The organism is Sinomicrobium oceani (genome assembly GCF_900119185.1).
GTDB classification, from domain to species: Bacteria; Bacteroidota; Bacteroidia; order Flavobacteriales; family Flavobacteriaceae; genus Sinomicrobium; species Sinomicrobium oceani.
Genome location: NZ_FPJE01000013.1, coordinates 109,189 through 126,424, shown reverse-complemented (window position 1 = coordinate 126,424; position 17,236 = coordinate 109,189). Strand labels below are relative to the sequence as shown.

Genomic DNA, 17,236 nt, shown 5'->3' with positions numbered 1-17,236 from the left:
TTGTTTAGAAACCTACATTTAATGTTAAAGTATATTGCCGGGTTATGGGATAAGCTACCCCTCCTGACCGGAAAAATTCGGGATCCTGGCCGTTAAGGGCAGCATCGGAATAGATCAGGAAGGGATTTGTGGCCTGGATCCGTAACAGAAAAGATCGCATTCCGAGCTGTTCGGTCAATGTTTTCGGAAAATTATAGGTCAATGCTATATTTTTCATTCGTACAAAAGAGCCGTCCACGATCCTTTCCGTAGAATAGTTGTAAGCATTATAGGCCCGGGACAAGGCCCTGCTTTCGTAATTGTTGATGGTCCGGTTCGAAGCAATAACCGGAACATTGGTTGTATTTTCATCTCCCGGTATAAGCCATCTGTTTTTAAATTCTTCGGGGAATACACTGAGGTCCGTATAGGAATCGCTGAATACGGGAGTGAGCCTTATTTTATTTCCGGCCTGCATGGTGATAAGCGTGCTCAGTTCCCAGTTTTTGTATCTGAAAATGTTGGAGAGTCCCCCTGTCATATTAGGCTCTACAGGACCTTCATATTTCAGGTAATCCATAATACCTTCTATTTCCTGAAAATCGATACCTGTTACGGAATTGCGGTCGTCTGCAAAATTATAAGTGGGGATCCCCTCGTCGTTAAGACCGGCAAAATCGAAAGAAAAAATGGAGTTCCGTTGATATCCTACAACATTTCCTCCAACATCCCGTACCAGGTTAAATGTGTTGGGCTGACTTTGTATTTTGGTGATCTTCTGATCAAACCAGGCAAAATTCAATGTGGAATTCCAGGAAAAATCCTGTGTTACGATATTCCTGGCAGACAAGACGACCTCTATCCCTTTGGTCGTCATATCCGCATTATTGGCGAGCTTGATATACTCTCCGCCAATCCCGGAGGTTTTGACGAAATCGATAAGGTCATACGATTTTTTCTGATAGATATCGGTACTTAGCGAAATGCGGTTATTGAATAGTCCGAGATCGATACCTATATTGGCTTCATGTAGTTTTTCCCAGGTGAGTTCGCTGTTTTCCAATTGGTCCAGGAGGATAATGTTTTCCCGGTCATTCGGATTAAACCTGTTGCTTATGCCGTTCCTGAATATGGCCAGGGCATTACTGGCAGTTCCCAATCCGGCGACTAAGCCGTACCCAGCCCGGACAGACAAATTGGAAATGATGCGGTTGTCATTTAAAAAATCTTCATTGCTCACATTCCATTTACCACTGATATTCCATGTGGGTAACCATCTGGAACTATTGGAGGATTTTCCCAGTTGATTGGATCCTTCATAGTTCCCGGTGGCACTGATGATATATCGATTATCAAAGGCATAGGTGCCTTGTGCAAAAAAGGCAACACCTCTTTCCCTGGTTTCCGTTTTTCCGAAATAGTCATTAGATTCCAGCAGGTTTTTTTGCAATATCCTGTAATCGGTAAATGGGATTCCCCCCCGACTGTATTGATAACCGAACCCGGTGAAGAAGTTATTGCCCCTGTCCGTGTAGCGGTATTCCTGTCCGAGATATAGCTTGATATCGTGTTTGTTATTTAGCGTTTTCGAGTAATCAAGAGCATTTCTGAAATAAAAGCTTTGCAGGTTGTCTTCGGCAAGATTATAGATACCACCGTTGGGTAGCGCTACCTGGGGAAGGGCCAGGGGATTGTCGGGGTCCCTGTAAAGAAATATATTCTGGTCTGCCACCACCTTGGTTTCGTTGGCCCTGTAGGCTGCTGCTACATTGGAATTTTCGGAAATATTATGTTCCTTGGTGCTTTTTACGTAGCGTACCGAGCCGAGGAAGTTATATTTCAGGTCTTTATTGAACTTGATTTCCAGTTGTCCCTGTAGCTTTAAATCCAGCACCTTGAGATCTATAGCATTGTTCTGCATTTCGTTGAGTACATTAAAAGGGGCCCAGTTGAACCGGTAATATTCCAGGTTGCCGTTATTGTCCCGGGGTCTCAGGGTTCTCGAGGTATTCAATGCATAACTAAACGGATTGATATCAAAATCTCTGGTGTATTCGCCATCCACCGTATTGGTTTGACGGTTGTACGTACCCGGAGCCTTTTGATCCCGTATCGATCCCTGTACCAAAACTCCGGCAGTTATGACATCGGAAAAATGATAGGTGTTTCTGAGGTTTCCGGTAATCCTTCGGATGCGGTCTGCAATGCTCCATCCGGGGTCGGTAAAGTATCCTATAGAAGCGTATTGCGAAGATGTTTCTCCCCCTCCCGAAAAACTGAGCGTATGGTTTTGCGTAGGCGTCGATCGGAACAGCGTCTTAAACCAATCGGTGTTAGCCATTTCATACTGTCGGAGAAACTGGTTCCTGCTTTCCGGGGTATTGACCACATTAAATTCACCGGTTACCGGATCGGGATTATTTATGGCCCTGTACATAATATTGTAAACACCTCCGTACCTTCCCTGTGTAGAGGAAGAAAGGTTGAGAAAACCTTTTCTTTCCATTTCCTGATACACACCCATCGTTTGCTGGGAGTTCAGCAAATTGTAATCGCTGTATACCGGGATGCTCCGTATGGTAAATTCTGCCTGATAAGACACGGTACTTTTTGCATTTCGTTTACCGCTTTTCGTGGTAATAATCACGGCACCGTTGAGCGCACGTGCCCCGTACAGCGAAAGGGCAGAAGCGTCTTTTAGGATTTCGATAGATTCGATGTCATTGGCGTTGAGTCCGGCAATAGCAGAACTTACCAATGTGGTCGCATCCCCCGAAACCAACTGATCAAAAGACAGGTTGACGATCTCCTCCTGTACGGCCCCGTCCACGACCCAGAGCGGTTTGGTATCTCCGAAGATAGACGACCCTCCGCGTATGGTAATTTTCGGTGCGGCTCCGAATGTTCCTGTGACGTTTTGTACGTTCACCCCGGCGGCACGCCCTTCGAGCATACGGCCTACATCGACAATACCGTCAATTTTCATCTCTTCGGCCTTGATGGTCTGCGATGCCCCGGTAAATACTTTTTTGTCGATATCCTGATAACCGGTAACGACCACACCCTGAAGTTCGGAAATGTCCTGCTCTAATGCTACGTCTATCGTATCTTTCGATACGGTGACTTTTTGAGAACGCATGCCGAGGTAGCGGAAGATCAATATATCCCCTTCTTTGGCGCTTATGGTATAATTCCCGTCAAAATCGGTAGTAACACCGTTTGCGGTACCTTCCACGATAACGGTGACACCGGGTAAGGGGACGCCCTCGGTATCCGTTACGACTCCCGATACCTGAAATTGCGATAACGGTGCCGGAGTGCCGGAGAATACAGAATTCCCGTTTTCTTTTTCCATGAGAAAAACCCTTTCGTCCCGGATCGTAAAGGAGATCGGCATTCCCCGGAGTATCAGGAAAAGGGCCTCATTGAGCACAACCTGTTTTACATGCAGGGACACCTGTTGTTCCGGATCGAGTATATCTTCCCGGTAGAAGAAGCTGTAGCCTGTTTGCTTTTTTACTTCCTCCAGGGCCTCTTTGACCGGAACATTTTCCAGGTCGAGGTCTATTTTCTTCTGCCCGTATCCCGAATAGGCCGTAATATGGAAGATAGAAAACAAGATGAAAAAGAGTGATAGCTTCACTTTTAAATGTTTTATTTTCATAACTTTGATAAGCTTTTTTTAATGGTTTCGTGTGGAATAAGTAAATCATTAATGAAGTGTACAAGGGGAAATGTTGGCGCATTTTCCCTTTTTTCGTTAGTATCGGTTTATATCATAGGCAACTGTTTTTAAATGATAAGGTTGTTCGGATAGAGACGGTTGCATAAGGAGGGAGGCTATTTTTTAATGGTTACCAGGTCGCCTTTTAGCGTATACTCAAAGATTTTTATGGTCGTAAATGCTTTGAGAACATCTTCGACACTTTCTTTATCGACATTAAAATCACCGTAAAAGCGTACGTTCTCTAAGTTTTTATTTTCGTTGACGATCCGTACTCCGTAACTGCGTTCTATTTTTTTGATGACTTCCGAAAAAGGCTCGCTGATAAATACGAGTCGGTTGTTGGTCCATGCGATATCATTTTCTATACTGATATTTTCAACGGTGACTCTCTTATCACTGCTATGATAAGATGCAGCTTCGCCGGGGACGATAATCACCGGTTTTTCCGGGGTGTTCACAGGGTTTACCAGCACCGATCCTTCCTGGAGGGATGTTTTCGTTACGTTTTCTTCGTCATAAGCTTTAACATTAAATCTCGTGCCGAGTACCTGGACTACGATGTTTTTCGTACGAACGAAAAAAGGTTTGTCCGGGTTTTTGGATACGGCAAAGAAGCCTTCCCCTTTCAGGTACACCTGTCGTTGTTTTTCACCCCGAAAGGAAACCGGGAAGCGCAAGGTTGATCCGGAATTGAGAAAAACTTCCGTACTGTCCGACAACAGTACGTTAAAACGTCTCCCGCGGGGTACCGTAAGTTCGTTGTAAACGAGCGGGTCTCCGGCATCGGACTTTTCATGCAGGTAATCCAGGCGGTCTTCCTGCTGATTGATTATCGTGTGCCCCTGCTTGTCCGTGATTTCGGCGTGGTCATTGTTACGGAGCTCCCTGACCGTACCGTCACTGAGTTTTAGCGTAACGAGATCGGGGCTGTAATCCAGCTTTCCCTCCTGCTGCTTTATAAACAGCATATAGTATACACCAAGTCCCGCAACCACGATGGCTGCATATTTCAGCATCGGTTTTATCAGGGAAATGACTTTAGGTCTCTTTTTCTTTTTCCCTGCCTTATTGCGAATGGTCTCCGGTAATGTGGCATCCGGGAGTTCACCGGACCAGGTATCTATGAGGTAGTGGTCTTTGATGAATGCCTTGAAATACAACTCATTTTTTTTGTCCCGGGACAGCCATTCCTCAAGACTTTCCAATTCACGGTCTGCAATGGTATGATTTAAATATTTGATTATGATATCTTCCATAAATTATGTCAATTCAAAAGACTATTTTAAGGTTAGACCGGAAAAACATAATAAACCCTTAAAAAATTTTTATTTTTTTTTAATCTTTGCGAAAGTGGAATGGTGAAATATTTCACAAACTACCCCCTCTCAGTTTATTTTTGATATTTTTATCAGGATCAAATAATGTGCGCCCGGAATATCACCCGGTTATGACAGTGCAAAGCAGTTTCAGGATATATGGATAAAAAAGCATCAGCATCTTTTTTGGAATATGGCGACAGTAAAGGATTTACGGAAATCTTTAATACGTTTTATATTCCGCTGGTAGCTTATATCATGCAATACACGGGAGACAGGAGTGAGGCCGAGGATATTGCACAAAACAGTTTTGTAAAGTTGTGGGAAAAAAGGGGAGAGCTTCAGATAAAAACATCCCTGAAAAGTTACCTGTACAGTACAGCCTATAATCTATTTGTAGACCGTTACTGGCAACATAAAAAAACGCTCAACTATGCAGAGCAACTCCGGGAAGAAGCGCTTGAAGAGGTGACACAGTTAAGCGAGGCCGACCTGATCCAACAACTGGAGGTCCTGGAAAAAGCCATTGATGAGCTTCCTGCGAAATGCCGCCGTATCTTCCTGTTGAACAAAAAAGAAGGGCTCACCTATAAAGAAGTCGCCCGACAGTTGAATATATCGGTAAAAACAGTAGAATCGCAGATGCGGATAGCGCTTATAAAACTCAGGGAACGCCTGAAAGATTACCCCCTTGTCATGGCCCTGATTCTGAATAAAAGGCTGTAGCAGACCTTTTCGGGGATCATCACGTTATATGTGCTGCGGATAATTTATCAGTCTTCCGCATTTATTCTGTCTCCGTGCGATTCCGGTTCGGAAATGACGATAAAATGAAGATCGCTCTCTTCCCGGTTTCGGATACGGTGTTTTTTTCCGGGTGGGATATGAAAACCTTCCCCGGGTGCAACCCGATATTCGTTATCGTCGATGATTATGGTGGCCATACCACTGAGAATATAGAACAATTGCTGGGTTTTGTTGTGATAATGCAATTTCTCCTCGGTACCGGGAGGCATTTTTTCCTGTATGACCGTGAGGCCCGGAGACTTCAACAGGAACCATCCGTCACAACCGTCGCCCCAGGTGTAATGTATGGCATTGTCAAGGGTTATTTTCATAAGTCTTAAAATATATTAGCGTGTATATCCTTAATTGCGGTGAGCTCAGATGGTATCAAAGGTATCAAAACCCGGGAAATCGGAGAGGTGCTCCCGGCGTACTTTTTGTCGTGTTTTTTCCCTGATCTCCCGTAGATGGCTTTTCGCATATTCGGGGTCTTTATTTTTATAAATGGCGGCCCGGACGAGCGTGAGGTACGTATGGTTTTCGGGCAGAACGCCGGCAACGAGGTTCAGGAGGCGTATAGCCTCCGCATCGTTTCCGGCACGGTAGTAACAATACGATACATTGAGCCGTACTATGGGAGAATCGGTACATTGAAGCAGCATATTGTACAGCCGGATGATCTCCTGCCAGAAATCTTTGCCATACGACGATGTCGTCATATACTTCCCGGCAATCAGGGCTTCGATATAGTACTGTTGTAATTCGTCCGGCTTTTTAAGATAGCGGAAACCCATAGCCATAAAGTCCCGGTCCCATTGTGTTCTGTCCTGCTGAAAAAACGGGACAAAACGATGGTTTCCGGTCTTTGCCGGAATCCTGGAAATATGAAAGCAAAAAAGTGCGATGAGGTTGGATGTCGGGGTTCTCCGGTATTTCCGGTGTAATATCCCTGCCAGGGCCAGAGCTTCCGCACACAGGTCGGGATTAATAATCATTTCTGATTTTTCACGGAAAGAATCGAAACCTATATTGAATACCCCGTAGAGGATCTCTTCTACCAGGGCTATTTCCCGGTCGGAAGCACGGTTTGCTGCTTCCTGTACTTCGCCCGGGCCCGAACTGTTGTACAGTAGCTTTCTGCTCCTGTTGATACTCTTGTAAACAGCTTCGGAAGCGTGTAGCGTATTTTGCGCTATTTCGCTGACACTGAGACCGAAAATGTTTTTCAGTACAAACAGTACTTTTGCTTTTGTATTAATATTCCGCCGGCCTGCCAGGAACAGTAGTGTCTGCAGGCGAAGATCCCCCGCCGGGAGATCTTCGTGCACAGTTTCTGCTATAACGGTAGTGTTTTTTACAAACCTGCCCTGATGCCGCATCTGATTAAGGAGGTCGTTCCGGGCTACGATATAGAGCCAGTTTTCCCGGTTTTCCGGAATATTTTCTGTCCCCCAGGTTTTAATACTCCTGTAAAACGCATGCTGTATGGCATCCTCGATACAGGCCGAATATGCCGACCCGAACTGTTGCAGAAAAGCGGCATACAATTTTCCGTAAAGCATGCGGTAATCAGTAGCTATTGCCGGGTGAGGATCAGAGCTCATATTCCATGATCGGTCTTATTTCGGTAGTGCCGCCCCAAAGGTGGGTCGGGCACTCCTTTGCAATCCGGATTACAGTGTCAAGGTCACGGGCCTGTAAGAGGTAATACCCCCCTACGATTTCCTTACTTTCCATATAGGGGCCGTCCTGTACTACCGGTTTCTTCCCGGTGATCCGTACCCCGCCCTCTTCGAGTCCGTCTCCCGAAATAAAGTGCCCGCCTTCTTCGAGCTTCGCTGCCCATTCGTAATGTGCTTTGGCCAGTGCTTCCATCTCCGCCGGAGATAAGTGCTGCAGGGTCCCTGCATTTTCGTGTAATAACAAAAGAAATTTTTTCATTGTTGTATAGATTTGTTATACCCTAAAGACAATAACACCTCCCGGAATTGGACAATTTCGGGAAAAAAAATAAAAAATAATATAGTTTCCGGTTAAAAAAAACTCCTGGAGGTCCCGCGAGCGCATCCACGAAAAAAGCCCGGTGCGGGACCGGGCTTACTCAGGCTTATAAATGTTGCCGTACACGTAATTTTAAATATACATTCCTCCCGATATTTCGATGCGTTGTGCATTGATCCACCGTGCTTCCGGGGAGCATAAAAATGCTACGACACCCCCGATGTCTTCCGGGAGACCTACCCGTCCGAGAGCAGTAGCTCCGGCCACATTGTCGTTTACTTCTTTGTTATCCCTGACATGTCCGCCTCCGAAATCTGTTTCGATAGCACCGGGAGCCACGACATTGGCCGTTATTTTTCGCGGTCCGAGTTCTTTGGCGAGATATCTCGTCAAAACCTCTATAGCGCCTTTCATGGAGGCATAGGCCGACGAACCGTTAAGTGAAAAGCGCGCGAGCCCCGATGAAATATTAATAACTCTTCCGCCGTCATTTAAAAACGGTAATGCTTTTTGAGTGAGAAGAAAAACGCCTTTGAAATGAATATTGATCATATCGTCCAGTTGCTCTTCCGTGGTTTCGGAGAAGGGTGCGTACAGTGCCGTACCGGCATTGTTGATCAGGAAGTCAAAATTGGGACGGCCCGTTTCTTTTTCGAGGTGATCGGACACCTGGCCAAAGAATTTGTTAAACGTGCCGGTATCGGCCGTATTCAGAGGAAAGATAGCGGCTTTTTGTCCGAGCTTACGTATTTCGTCGGCGACCTCTTCTGCTTTTTCACGGTTACTGTTATAGGTGAGGATAATATCTACACCGTTTTGGGCGAGACGGAGCGCCATGTCTTTTCCCAGTCCACGGCTGCCTCCTGTAATCAGGGCAATCTTTTGAGTGTTCATATCTGTTTTTAATTTTGATAGAACAAAGTTCATACATTTGGCAGGGAGCGGTGTTGTCAGGATCGATCTGATATTTGCAAAAATCAAATAAAAAGACCTTACCGGAACTGCAAGGGGGATACGCCGGTTTGTTTTTTGAAGAAATTGGAAAAATGAGCGACTTCTTCAAACCCGAGACTGTAAGCGATTTCCGAGATGTTCCATTCGGTTTGTCTGAGGAGTATTTTGGCTTCCTGTACGATCCGGCTTCGTATGATCCCCGAGGTGGTTTGCCCCGTATTTTCTTTCAGGGCCTTATTGAGGTGATTGACGTGGATGGCCAGGCGGTCTGCATAATCCTTGGCAGTCCGCAGTTTTAATCGCTGTCCTGTCGACTCTATAGGAAACTGGCGCTCCAGTAACTCAACAAACAGTGAAAGAATACGTGCCGAAGCATTCTTACCCGAATACAAAGTAGCTGCAGGCTGAAGTTTCTGTCCGTAATGGATGAGTTCCATGACGTAATTGCGAAGCAGGTCGTATTTGTATTCGTAATCCGAGATCATTTCTCCTTTGATCTTCTCAAAAATCTGTCCGATTTCCCCGGTCTGTTGCTCCGTAATCTCAAAAACCGGGTAGCCGCCCGACCGGAAAATGGGGAGTTCGTCCAGGATAATTCCTGTCTTGTTTTTTACCATAAACGCTTCGGTAAAAATACAGAAGGCTCCTTGTTGCTCATCGTCCTCAGGTACCCAGTGATACGGTATTTTGGGAGACCCGAACAACAGAGCATTCCGGCGGACGTGGATTACTTTGTCTGCATATTCCGCCCGGTTTTTTCCCCGGATCAGGCTTATCTTGTAGTAGGCTCTTCGGTTGTAAGGCATGGTATGTCTGCGTTTTACAGAACGTATGGTCTCGGCGATATCAAAAATATTAAAATGCCCCACATCCTGCTGTATACCGTTGGGTAGCAGGCTTTCCAGGGGTTTTCCGGTAAAGGCTTCAGCCTGTTTGTAAAACTCGTCCAGTGAGGTGTGTTTTTCTTTCATATTTTTTTGTATAAATCAAATATACAATATTATTTGTTTAGCGATGCATAGCCAAAAGACGGAGTGGTATACAGGGGACAAAGATCTTTTATGGTTTTACTGCCGGCGATTTGTTGTTACCACAAAAAGAAAGGAAATGTACCGGTAATGACTTGCTGTATTTCATCCCTGATTTCCGGTATAATTGCCATGTTTTAACGTTTTGTAAAGAAAGTAAGAGGTCCCCGTAGGATGAAGTTTACTATTTTTGTCGAGGTCAGGCCCGCCCGGAATACCGCTAATGTTTTTTTAAGGAATTTAGTCCGGTAAGATCTGGTTTTCCGAAACGACCTTTTTATAATTAAACTTGTCTGTACAATTTATGGAACCTATACGGAACGATGAGAAATTCGCCTTCGGGAAGCCCGGAAGCTGGATAGAGCAAATGGATGACGAACAATTGAAATCCAAAATAAAGGAATCTGCTTTTTCCGGAAAACAAGCCGAAGAAGGACGTGACTACTGCTATTTTCTGAATAAGATCTTCTATACCGAAAATGAGAGGGAATCAGATTACGTCTGTATGGCCTATACGCTCAACGAACCTGCGAACCTGGAGTATGCTTCGGCTTACGATATGGTACTGGAAGAAAATGAGCGTTACCGGATACACCGTATCAGTGTTTTACGCGACGGGCAGCTTATCGACAAGATCCCGGATACCGGTATCAAGGTGCTCGACGATGAAAACCGGAGTGGTGGCGGAATACTCAACAGTACGAAGAAGATCAACGTATCGATCCGCGACCTGCGGCTGTATGATGTACTGATCCTGGAAGATTCCCGGGAAAAGGTGTTTACCGACCGCGATTTTATGCGTAAGGAATTCTTCAAATATGTTTGGGTGGGCTCCCACAGCTACTGGGCCTACGGAGAATACAATTTTAGCTTTATCAATAATAGAGATAAAACGATAGCCTATAAAAAGGCATTTTTCCGGAATAAGGAAGGCCATGTACAGGAGCCCGAAACCGGATACCTGAAAAGCGGAGAGACGTTTGAATTCCGCCAGCAGGAGTATATCAACGATACCGACACGGCAAGGGAGATCTCACCGTTTATAGATTTTGCAACAGAGCGCAACTGGAAAGACCTTTCCGATTATATAGCCCCGTTTTATGAAGAGGCCTATCGGCGCGAATCTCTCGATCAATTTGCTCCCGAACTGGTACAACAACTCGCAGCTATCGGAGATGCGGATGAAAAACTCAAATATGCCCTCGATTTTGTGCAGAATCATATATACTATGTCTACAATGCACATGAAATGAACGGGCACAAGCCACAATGGCCTTCGGTAACCTACACCAACAAACAGGGAGACTGCAAAGCAAAGACCGTTTTGCTAAAAGTAATCCTGGATCACCTCGGAATAGCCTCTTCGGTAGTATTGGTGAATTATAATACCGATTTTTATTTCAAATACTATCTGCCGTCTTTATTGTCGTTTAATCACGTAGTGGTCAAGGTCGATTATAAAGGAAAGGCCTATTTTGTGGATGCGACGACAAGAGATGATTCCGGCTTTATCGAAAACCGCAATTTCATAAACTTTTTACACTATCTCGAAATAAAACCGGGGCAGGAGTTACAATCGCGGGAACCCTTCAGGTTCCCGAAATACTGCATCGACGAAAACGTGGAGTTTCGTGTGGAAAAGGACATAGGAACGTTACAGCTTACCACCGTCTTCCGGTATAACCGGGCCAATAACATGAGGCGATATTTTAAGAATACCAATAAGCGGGAAATTATAGATAGTTGGAACAATATTATGTTTCACAACCTCAATTACAACAACGACAGGAATAATACCGATCCGAGGGTGATTTTCCGGGATGCCGCTATCGGGATCATCAAAGACGATAAAGACCTGAACGAACTTACGGTACAGTATTCGGCCACGATAGACAATCCGTATTATACCGATGCCAAGGGAAACCGTTTCCTGATGTATTTTGACAGGAGCGTACTCAAAAATACGGCTCGTGATTTTATTCATAAGGATATGACCTTCTGGCATAATTTTGATAGCGAACGTTATGAAATACATCTTTATACCGACCAGAAGATAGATATGAAGGAGCGGTACACTATACAGGAAAGTACTATAAACAATAAGTTCTTTACCTATGAAAGCCGAAAAAAGATCGAAAAGAACGGGGCAAGTGTTTTTATCACCTATGATCCTGTAGTAAACCAGGAAATCCCGTTCGAAGATTTCGAAGATTTCAGGTATGCTCACCAGGTTGTGGCAGACAGCAATTTCGGACTTGGGATCGACATTATCGAACCCGGTCTGATCAATTTGCTGAAATTCAATTTGAAAAAGAATTTTAGATAACCGAAAGATCGTGTCGGGATCGATGTACATATCAGGGAAAAGAAATCATGTCTTTTCCCTTTTTTAATGTATTCTGAGAAATAAAGTATGGTGTAAACGGGCCTGGATATTTTATATCTTTCTTATTTTCAATCCCTTTTTTTTCAATTTGGAAAAATAACGTAAAGTTGGCTTATTTAATTTTGTTTATAAACCGTTGGCCATTATTTTTGCCGGAGTGAGAAGCCTTTCCATATACATACTCGTGTTGTTAATGCATGCCAACTGTTGTTTTTTTCACCAGTTGACCAAAATTCCCGTGCTTCTCCAGCATTATGCGGAACATCAGGAAGGTGCGCATGACAAACTGGACTTTTTCGACTTTCTCACCATGCACTACTGGGGTCAGGATATCGATGACGACGATGACGACCGCGATATGCAGCTTCCTTTTAAAAAAATGGATCATGGGTCAGGGCATCACGTCTATGTGTCTGTTCGTGCTTATAGCAGTCCTTTTACACTGATATCCTTCTTTTCCGTAGGAAAGATCAATTACAAAAAAATACTTCAGTCCAATCCCCATTTGGGAGATCTCATCAAGCCTCCTATGGCATAATTTCATATCGGTTTATTTTTTTGAAAATGGTTCGGGATAATACGATATGCCGGAACCATATTCTCTTATGTATCCAATCTTAAGAAATTATGCTTGATAAAATAATTCAGTTTTCTGTAAAGAATAAACTGGCTGTCGGGATATTTACACTATTGTGGATCATCTACGGGGTGTATGAAGTAACCCAACTGCCTATCGATGCCGTACCGGATATAACGAACAACCAGGTACAGATCATCACGACAGCCCCTTCTCTGGGAGGAGAAGATGTAGAGCGGCTGATTACTTTTCCCATAGAGCAGGCTATGAGCAATATTCCGGAGCTCCAGGAAAGCCGTAGTATTTCGCGCTTTGGTTTGTCTGTAGTGACCATTGTTTTCAATGAGAAAGCAGATGTGTACTGGGCCAGGCAACAGGTAGCGGAACGCCTGCAAAAAGTCGAGATCGATGAAAATGCGAATACTCCCGAAATGACCCCGGTAACTACCGGTCTCGGAGAAATATATCAGTATGTGCTCAAACCGGAACCCGGTTTTGAAAATAAGTACTCGCTGACAGAGTTACGGACGATCCAGGATTGGATGGTACGGAGACAATTACTCGGTACTGCCGGGGTGGCGGATGTTTCTACTTTCGGAGGAAAGCTTAAACAATATGAAGTAGCGGTAAACCCGGCTCGGCTCGAAGCTCATGAGCTTACCATAAGCGATGTTTTTACCGCACTTAACAGAAGTAACCAGAACACCGGGGGAGCTTACATAGAAAAAGGGCCTACGGTATTGTATATCCGAAGTATCGGGCTGGCACAGAGCCTCGAAGACATCGGTAATATCGTAATCCGTAATACGCAGTCCGGGACACCCATACTCATAAAGAATGTTGCCGATGTAAACATCTCTTCAGCTATACGCTACGGCGCGCTGACCACAGACGATACAGGAGAGGCTGTCGGGGGGATCGTGATGATGCTCAAAGGAGAGAATGCCAATGATGTTGTGGATCATGTAAAACAACGGGTAGCCGAAATTCAGGAGATTCTCCCGGAAGGCCTGCGTATTATTCCATTTCTGGATCGTACCAAGATGGTGGATAACGCTATCGGAACCGTGGAAAAAAACCTTATCGAAGGCGCACTTATCGTAGTGTTGGTCCTGGTGCTGTTTCTCGGGAACCTCAGGGCTGGGTTTATCGTGGCTTCCGTGATCCCGCTTTCCATGCTCTTTGCCATAATTATGATGAATTTTTTCGGTGTCAGCGGAAACCTGATGAGTCTCGGGGCCCTGGATTTCGGTCTTATCGTTGATGGTGCCGTGATTATAGTCGAAGCTATTCTTCACCATTTGCATACCTCCAAAAAGTATAAGGGGGCTACAGTGATCGCTCAGGAGGAGATGGACAAGGATGTATCCGGTTCGGCTTCGCGTATGATGAATGCTGCGGTGTTCGGGCAGATTATCATTCTTATCGTGTATCTGCCTATTCTTTCGCTGCAGGGTATCGAAGGGAAAATGTTCAAGCCTATGGCGCAAACGGTGGCCTTTGCAATTTTAGGGGCCTTTATCCTGTCGCTGACATATATACCCATGGTCAGTTCCCTGTTTATCAGTAAAAAAATAAGTTATAAACCTAACTTTTCAGATAAGGCTATGGCCGTATTGGAGTCTTTCTATGAAAAGTGGCTGAAAAGAGCATTAAAAGTACGGAAAGCGGTTTTGGTCGTTGCCCTGGCTTTATTTGCAATTGCCGTTTTTATATTCAGCAACATGGGAGGCGAGTTTATTCCGCAGCTGGAAGAAGGGGATTTTGCCGTGGAGACCCGTTTGCTTCTCGGAACAAACCTCACAACTACTACCGAGACTATACAGAAAATTTCGGCAGAACTCCGCAAAAAATATCCGGAGGTCGAGCAGGTCGTTTCCCGGATCGGGAGTGCCGAAATCCCGACCGATCCGATGCCGATAGAGGGTGGGGATATGATCATCGTGTTAAAGGATAAGTCCGAATGGACCAGTGCCTCTTCTTTCCCGGAACTGGCAGAAAAGATGTCAAAGACGGTACAGGAAGTAGCTCCGGGGGTAACTACGGGCTTCCAGTTCCCGGTGCAGATGCGGTTTAATGAGTTGATGACCGGGGCTAAGCAGGACGTGGTGTGTAAGATCTATGGAGAAGACCTGGACAAACTTGCCGAATATGCAGAACAACTCGGAAATATCAGCCGGACGGTAGGCGGTACAGCCGATCTGTATGTGGAAAAAGTGACCGGGATGCCACAGATCATCATCGACTACAACTGGGCTGAAATGGCGAAGTACGGTTTGTATGTACAGGATATAAACCAGACGGTGAACGCTGCTTTTGCAGGAGCCGTGGCCGGTAATATCTACGAAGGCGAAAAGCGGTTTGACCTTGTGGTTCGGGTAGAGAACAAAAGGCGTAAGAGTATAGATGATGTCCGCCGGTTGCTGATCTCTACACCCACCGGGGCACATATTCCGCTTTATCAGGTAGCATCCGTAGAAGAAGTGGAAGGGCCGAACCAGATACAGCGGGAAAATGCCAAACGTCGTATTATTGTCGGTTTTAATGTCCGCGGAAGGGATGTGCAGAGTATAGTGAACGAACTCGAACAAAAAGTAAAAGAACAGATGAAACTCGATCCCGGATATTACATCACTTACGGCGGAGCATTCGAAAACCTGCAACAGGCCAAGAGCAGGCTTTCCATAGCTGTTCCGGTAGCCTTATTGCTCATCTTTATCCTGTTGTACTTTGCCTTTAAATCGCTCAAGGAAGGAATTATCATTTTCACGGCCATTCCGTTGTCTGCCATAGGCGGGGTATTTGCTCTGGCCTCGCGGGGTATGCCTTTTAGTATATCCGCAGGGGTAGGGTTTATCGCGCTCTTCGGGGTTGCGGTACTCAACGGGATCGTTCTGATTTCCGAATTCAACCGTATCCGTAAAAAGGGAGAGGTCACCTCACCGATGGACATCATCATGCAGGGTACGCGAAACAGACTGCGCCCGGTATTGATGACCGCTGCGGTGGCTTCACTCGGGTTTTTGCCCATGGCGCTCAGTAACGGGGCAGGGGCCGAAGTACAACGTCCCCTGGCTACGGTGGTCATAGGCGGACTTATTACAGCTACGCTGCTGACACTTTTCGTATTGCCGGCAATCTATCTGATGACATATCATACCGGTAAGTTCATGAAAATGAAGAAGCAAAAAGGAAAAGGGTTTGCTGTACTGCTCATCGGTCTGCTTTCCGGTTCGGGGAGTTTATATGCCCAGGAAGCACCTGTATTGTCCCTGTCGCAATCTATAGAAGTAGCTATGAAGAATAACCATCGTGTAAAGGCAGCGACCTATTACGAGACTTCCAGGGCTATGCTCGGCAAATCCGCTTTTGATATTGCGAAAACCGAAATAGATATGGACTACGGTAAATTCAACAGTGTCTACAACGATACCCGTTTCGGTGTAAGCCAGACCTTCAGCTTTCCGACGGTGTATACCCGAAAGAAAAAGGCGTTGCAGGGCGAATACGAAGTAGCCAGGGCCCAGGCCAGACTTACCGATCAGCAGGTCAGGGCCGATGTACGTACATTATTTTACGAATTGTTATGGCTCGAAGAGAAGCGCCGACTGTTGCATTATGCCGATAGTATTTATCACCTGATGGAGGACAAGTCGGAGCTTCGGTTTGAGGTCGGAGAAACCAATATCATCGAAAAAAGTGCTTCGCGATCTGCACGCCAGTATTATACCAACCAGCTCAATATGGTGGCCCGGGATATTGAAATAACCCGTAAATCTTTTAATACCGTATTGCAGGACAGTGTAGAGCACATTCCGGCATCTGCAGCTTTAAAGATAGATACAGGCAGTCTGCCGGAACAACACGATGCAGCGAACCTCCCGGCAGTACGGTTATCGCAGAGCAGGGCAGAAGCGGCAAAATGGAACTGGAAGACGGAAAGGGCACGTATGCTTCCGGATATTACCTTAGGGTATAACAATATCAGTATTATGGGGGCACAGACCAATAAAGCCGGTGAAGAAGTCTTCTTTAACAGCAGTGACCGTTTCGGCTATGTTACTGCCGGTCTGAGTATTCCGCTTTTCTTTGGGAGCCAGACGGCCAAAAACAAAGCGGCACGGGCCGAATGGGAACACTATGCAGCCAGTGCCCGTGCTACGGAAGCCGAGATTTCCGCACAAGTATCCAATGCCTACAAAGAATTACAGAAATATGAAGAAAGCCTTGATTATTACGAAAGCGAAGGGCTTGCCAACGCCCAGACTATTATAGATGCAGCTAACAGTCAGCTCGAGAACGGCGATATCGATTACCTGCGCTGGGTACTTGTGGTAAACCAGGCAATTACCATAAAGAACGAGTACCTGGATACCGTAAATAATTATAACAAGGCTGTAATTGCCGTATTAACCTGGAATAATTTGTAATTGCGCATACGTATAAAGTCTTTGGAGAGACCTCAATTTTTCGCAGATTTTT

General features: G+C 45.4%; 11 protein-coding genes. 4 read left to right on the top strand and 7 right to left on the bottom strand.

What is annotated here, in order from left to right; all coding sequences use genetic code 11:
• Positions 1 to 4: 4 nt before the first annotated feature.
• A complete protein-coding gene (locus BT112_RS12885; protein WP_083564919.1) occupies positions 5 to 3,643 on the bottom strand; it encodes a SusC/RagA family TonB-linked outer membrane protein in 3,639 nt (1,212 codons plus the stop codon).
• Positions 3,644 to 3,819: 176 nt separating this feature from the next.
• Entirely contained in the window at positions 3,820 to 4,962 is a 1,143-nt protein-coding gene (locus BT112_RS12880) for a FecR family protein (RefSeq protein WP_072317792.1), read from the bottom strand.
• A gap of 219 nt (positions 4,963 to 5,181) precedes the next feature.
• On the opposite strand from BT112_RS12880, the gene BT112_RS12875 reads away from it, so the two are divergent.
• Positions 5,182 to 5,748, top strand: a complete 567-nt coding sequence (locus BT112_RS12875; RefSeq protein WP_072317791.1) for an RNA polymerase sigma-70 factor — start codon at positions 5,182 to 5,184, stop codon at positions 5,746 to 5,748.
• Positions 5,749 to 5,795: 47 nt separating this feature from the next.
• Here the strand turns inward: BT112_RS12875 and BT112_RS12870 are convergent, their stop codons facing one another.
• The 5 genes from BT112_RS12870 to BT112_RS12850 form a co-directional block, all read right to left on the bottom strand.
• A complete protein-coding gene (locus BT112_RS12870) occupies positions 5,796 to 6,140 on the bottom strand; it encodes a cupin domain-containing protein (protein ID WP_072317790.1) in 345 nt (114 codons plus the stop codon).
• Positions 6,141 to 6,185: 45 nt separating this feature from the next.
• A complete protein-coding gene (locus BT112_RS12865) occupies positions 6,186 to 7,412 on the bottom strand; it encodes a DUF6596 domain-containing protein (RefSeq protein ID WP_072317789.1) in 1,227 nt (408 codons plus the stop codon).
• Positions 7,402 to 7,749 carry a YciI family protein gene (locus BT112_RS12860; protein ID WP_072317788.1) on the bottom strand — a complete coding sequence of 116 codons (348 nt, stop codon included), beginning with the start codon at positions 7,747 to 7,749 and terminating at the stop codon, positions 7,402 to 7,404. The genes BT112_RS12865 and BT112_RS12860 overlap by 11 nt, the downstream gene beginning before the upstream one ends.
• Before the next feature lie 192 nt (positions 7,750 to 7,941).
• Entirely contained in the window at positions 7,942 to 8,703 is a 762-nt protein-coding gene (locus tag BT112_RS12855; protein ID WP_072317787.1) for an SDR family NAD(P)-dependent oxidoreductase, read from the bottom strand.
• Positions 8,704 to 8,801: 98 nt separating this feature from the next.
• Positions 8,802 to 9,734, bottom strand: a complete 933-nt coding sequence (locus tag BT112_RS12850; protein ID WP_072317786.1) for a helix-turn-helix domain-containing protein — start codon at positions 9,732 to 9,734, stop codon at positions 8,802 to 8,804.
• 361 nt (positions 9,735 to 10,095) lie between these two features.
• On the opposite strand from BT112_RS12850, the gene BT112_RS12845 reads away from it, so the two are divergent.
• The 3 genes from BT112_RS12845 (at position 10,096) to BT112_RS12835 (ending at position 17,184) form a co-directional block, all read left to right on the top strand.
• Positions 10,096 to 12,117 carry a DUF3857 domain-containing protein gene (locus BT112_RS12845; protein ID WP_083564918.1) on the top strand — a complete coding sequence of 674 codons (2,022 nt, stop codon included), beginning with the start codon at positions 10,096 to 10,098 and terminating at the stop codon, positions 12,115 to 12,117.
• Positions 12,118 to 12,313: 196 nt separating this feature from the next.
• Complete coding sequence (locus BT112_RS12840) at positions 12,314 to 12,715, top strand: hypothetical protein (RefSeq protein WP_083564917.1); 402 nt, start codon at positions 12,314 to 12,316, stop codon at positions 12,713 to 12,715.
• Between the two features lie 89 nt (positions 12,716 to 12,804).
• Complete coding sequence (locus BT112_RS12835; protein WP_072317785.1) at positions 12,805 to 17,184, top strand: CusA/CzcA family heavy metal efflux RND transporter; 4,380 nt, start codon at positions 12,805 to 12,807, stop codon at positions 17,182 to 17,184.
• Positions 17,185 to 17,236: the final 52 nt, after the last annotated feature.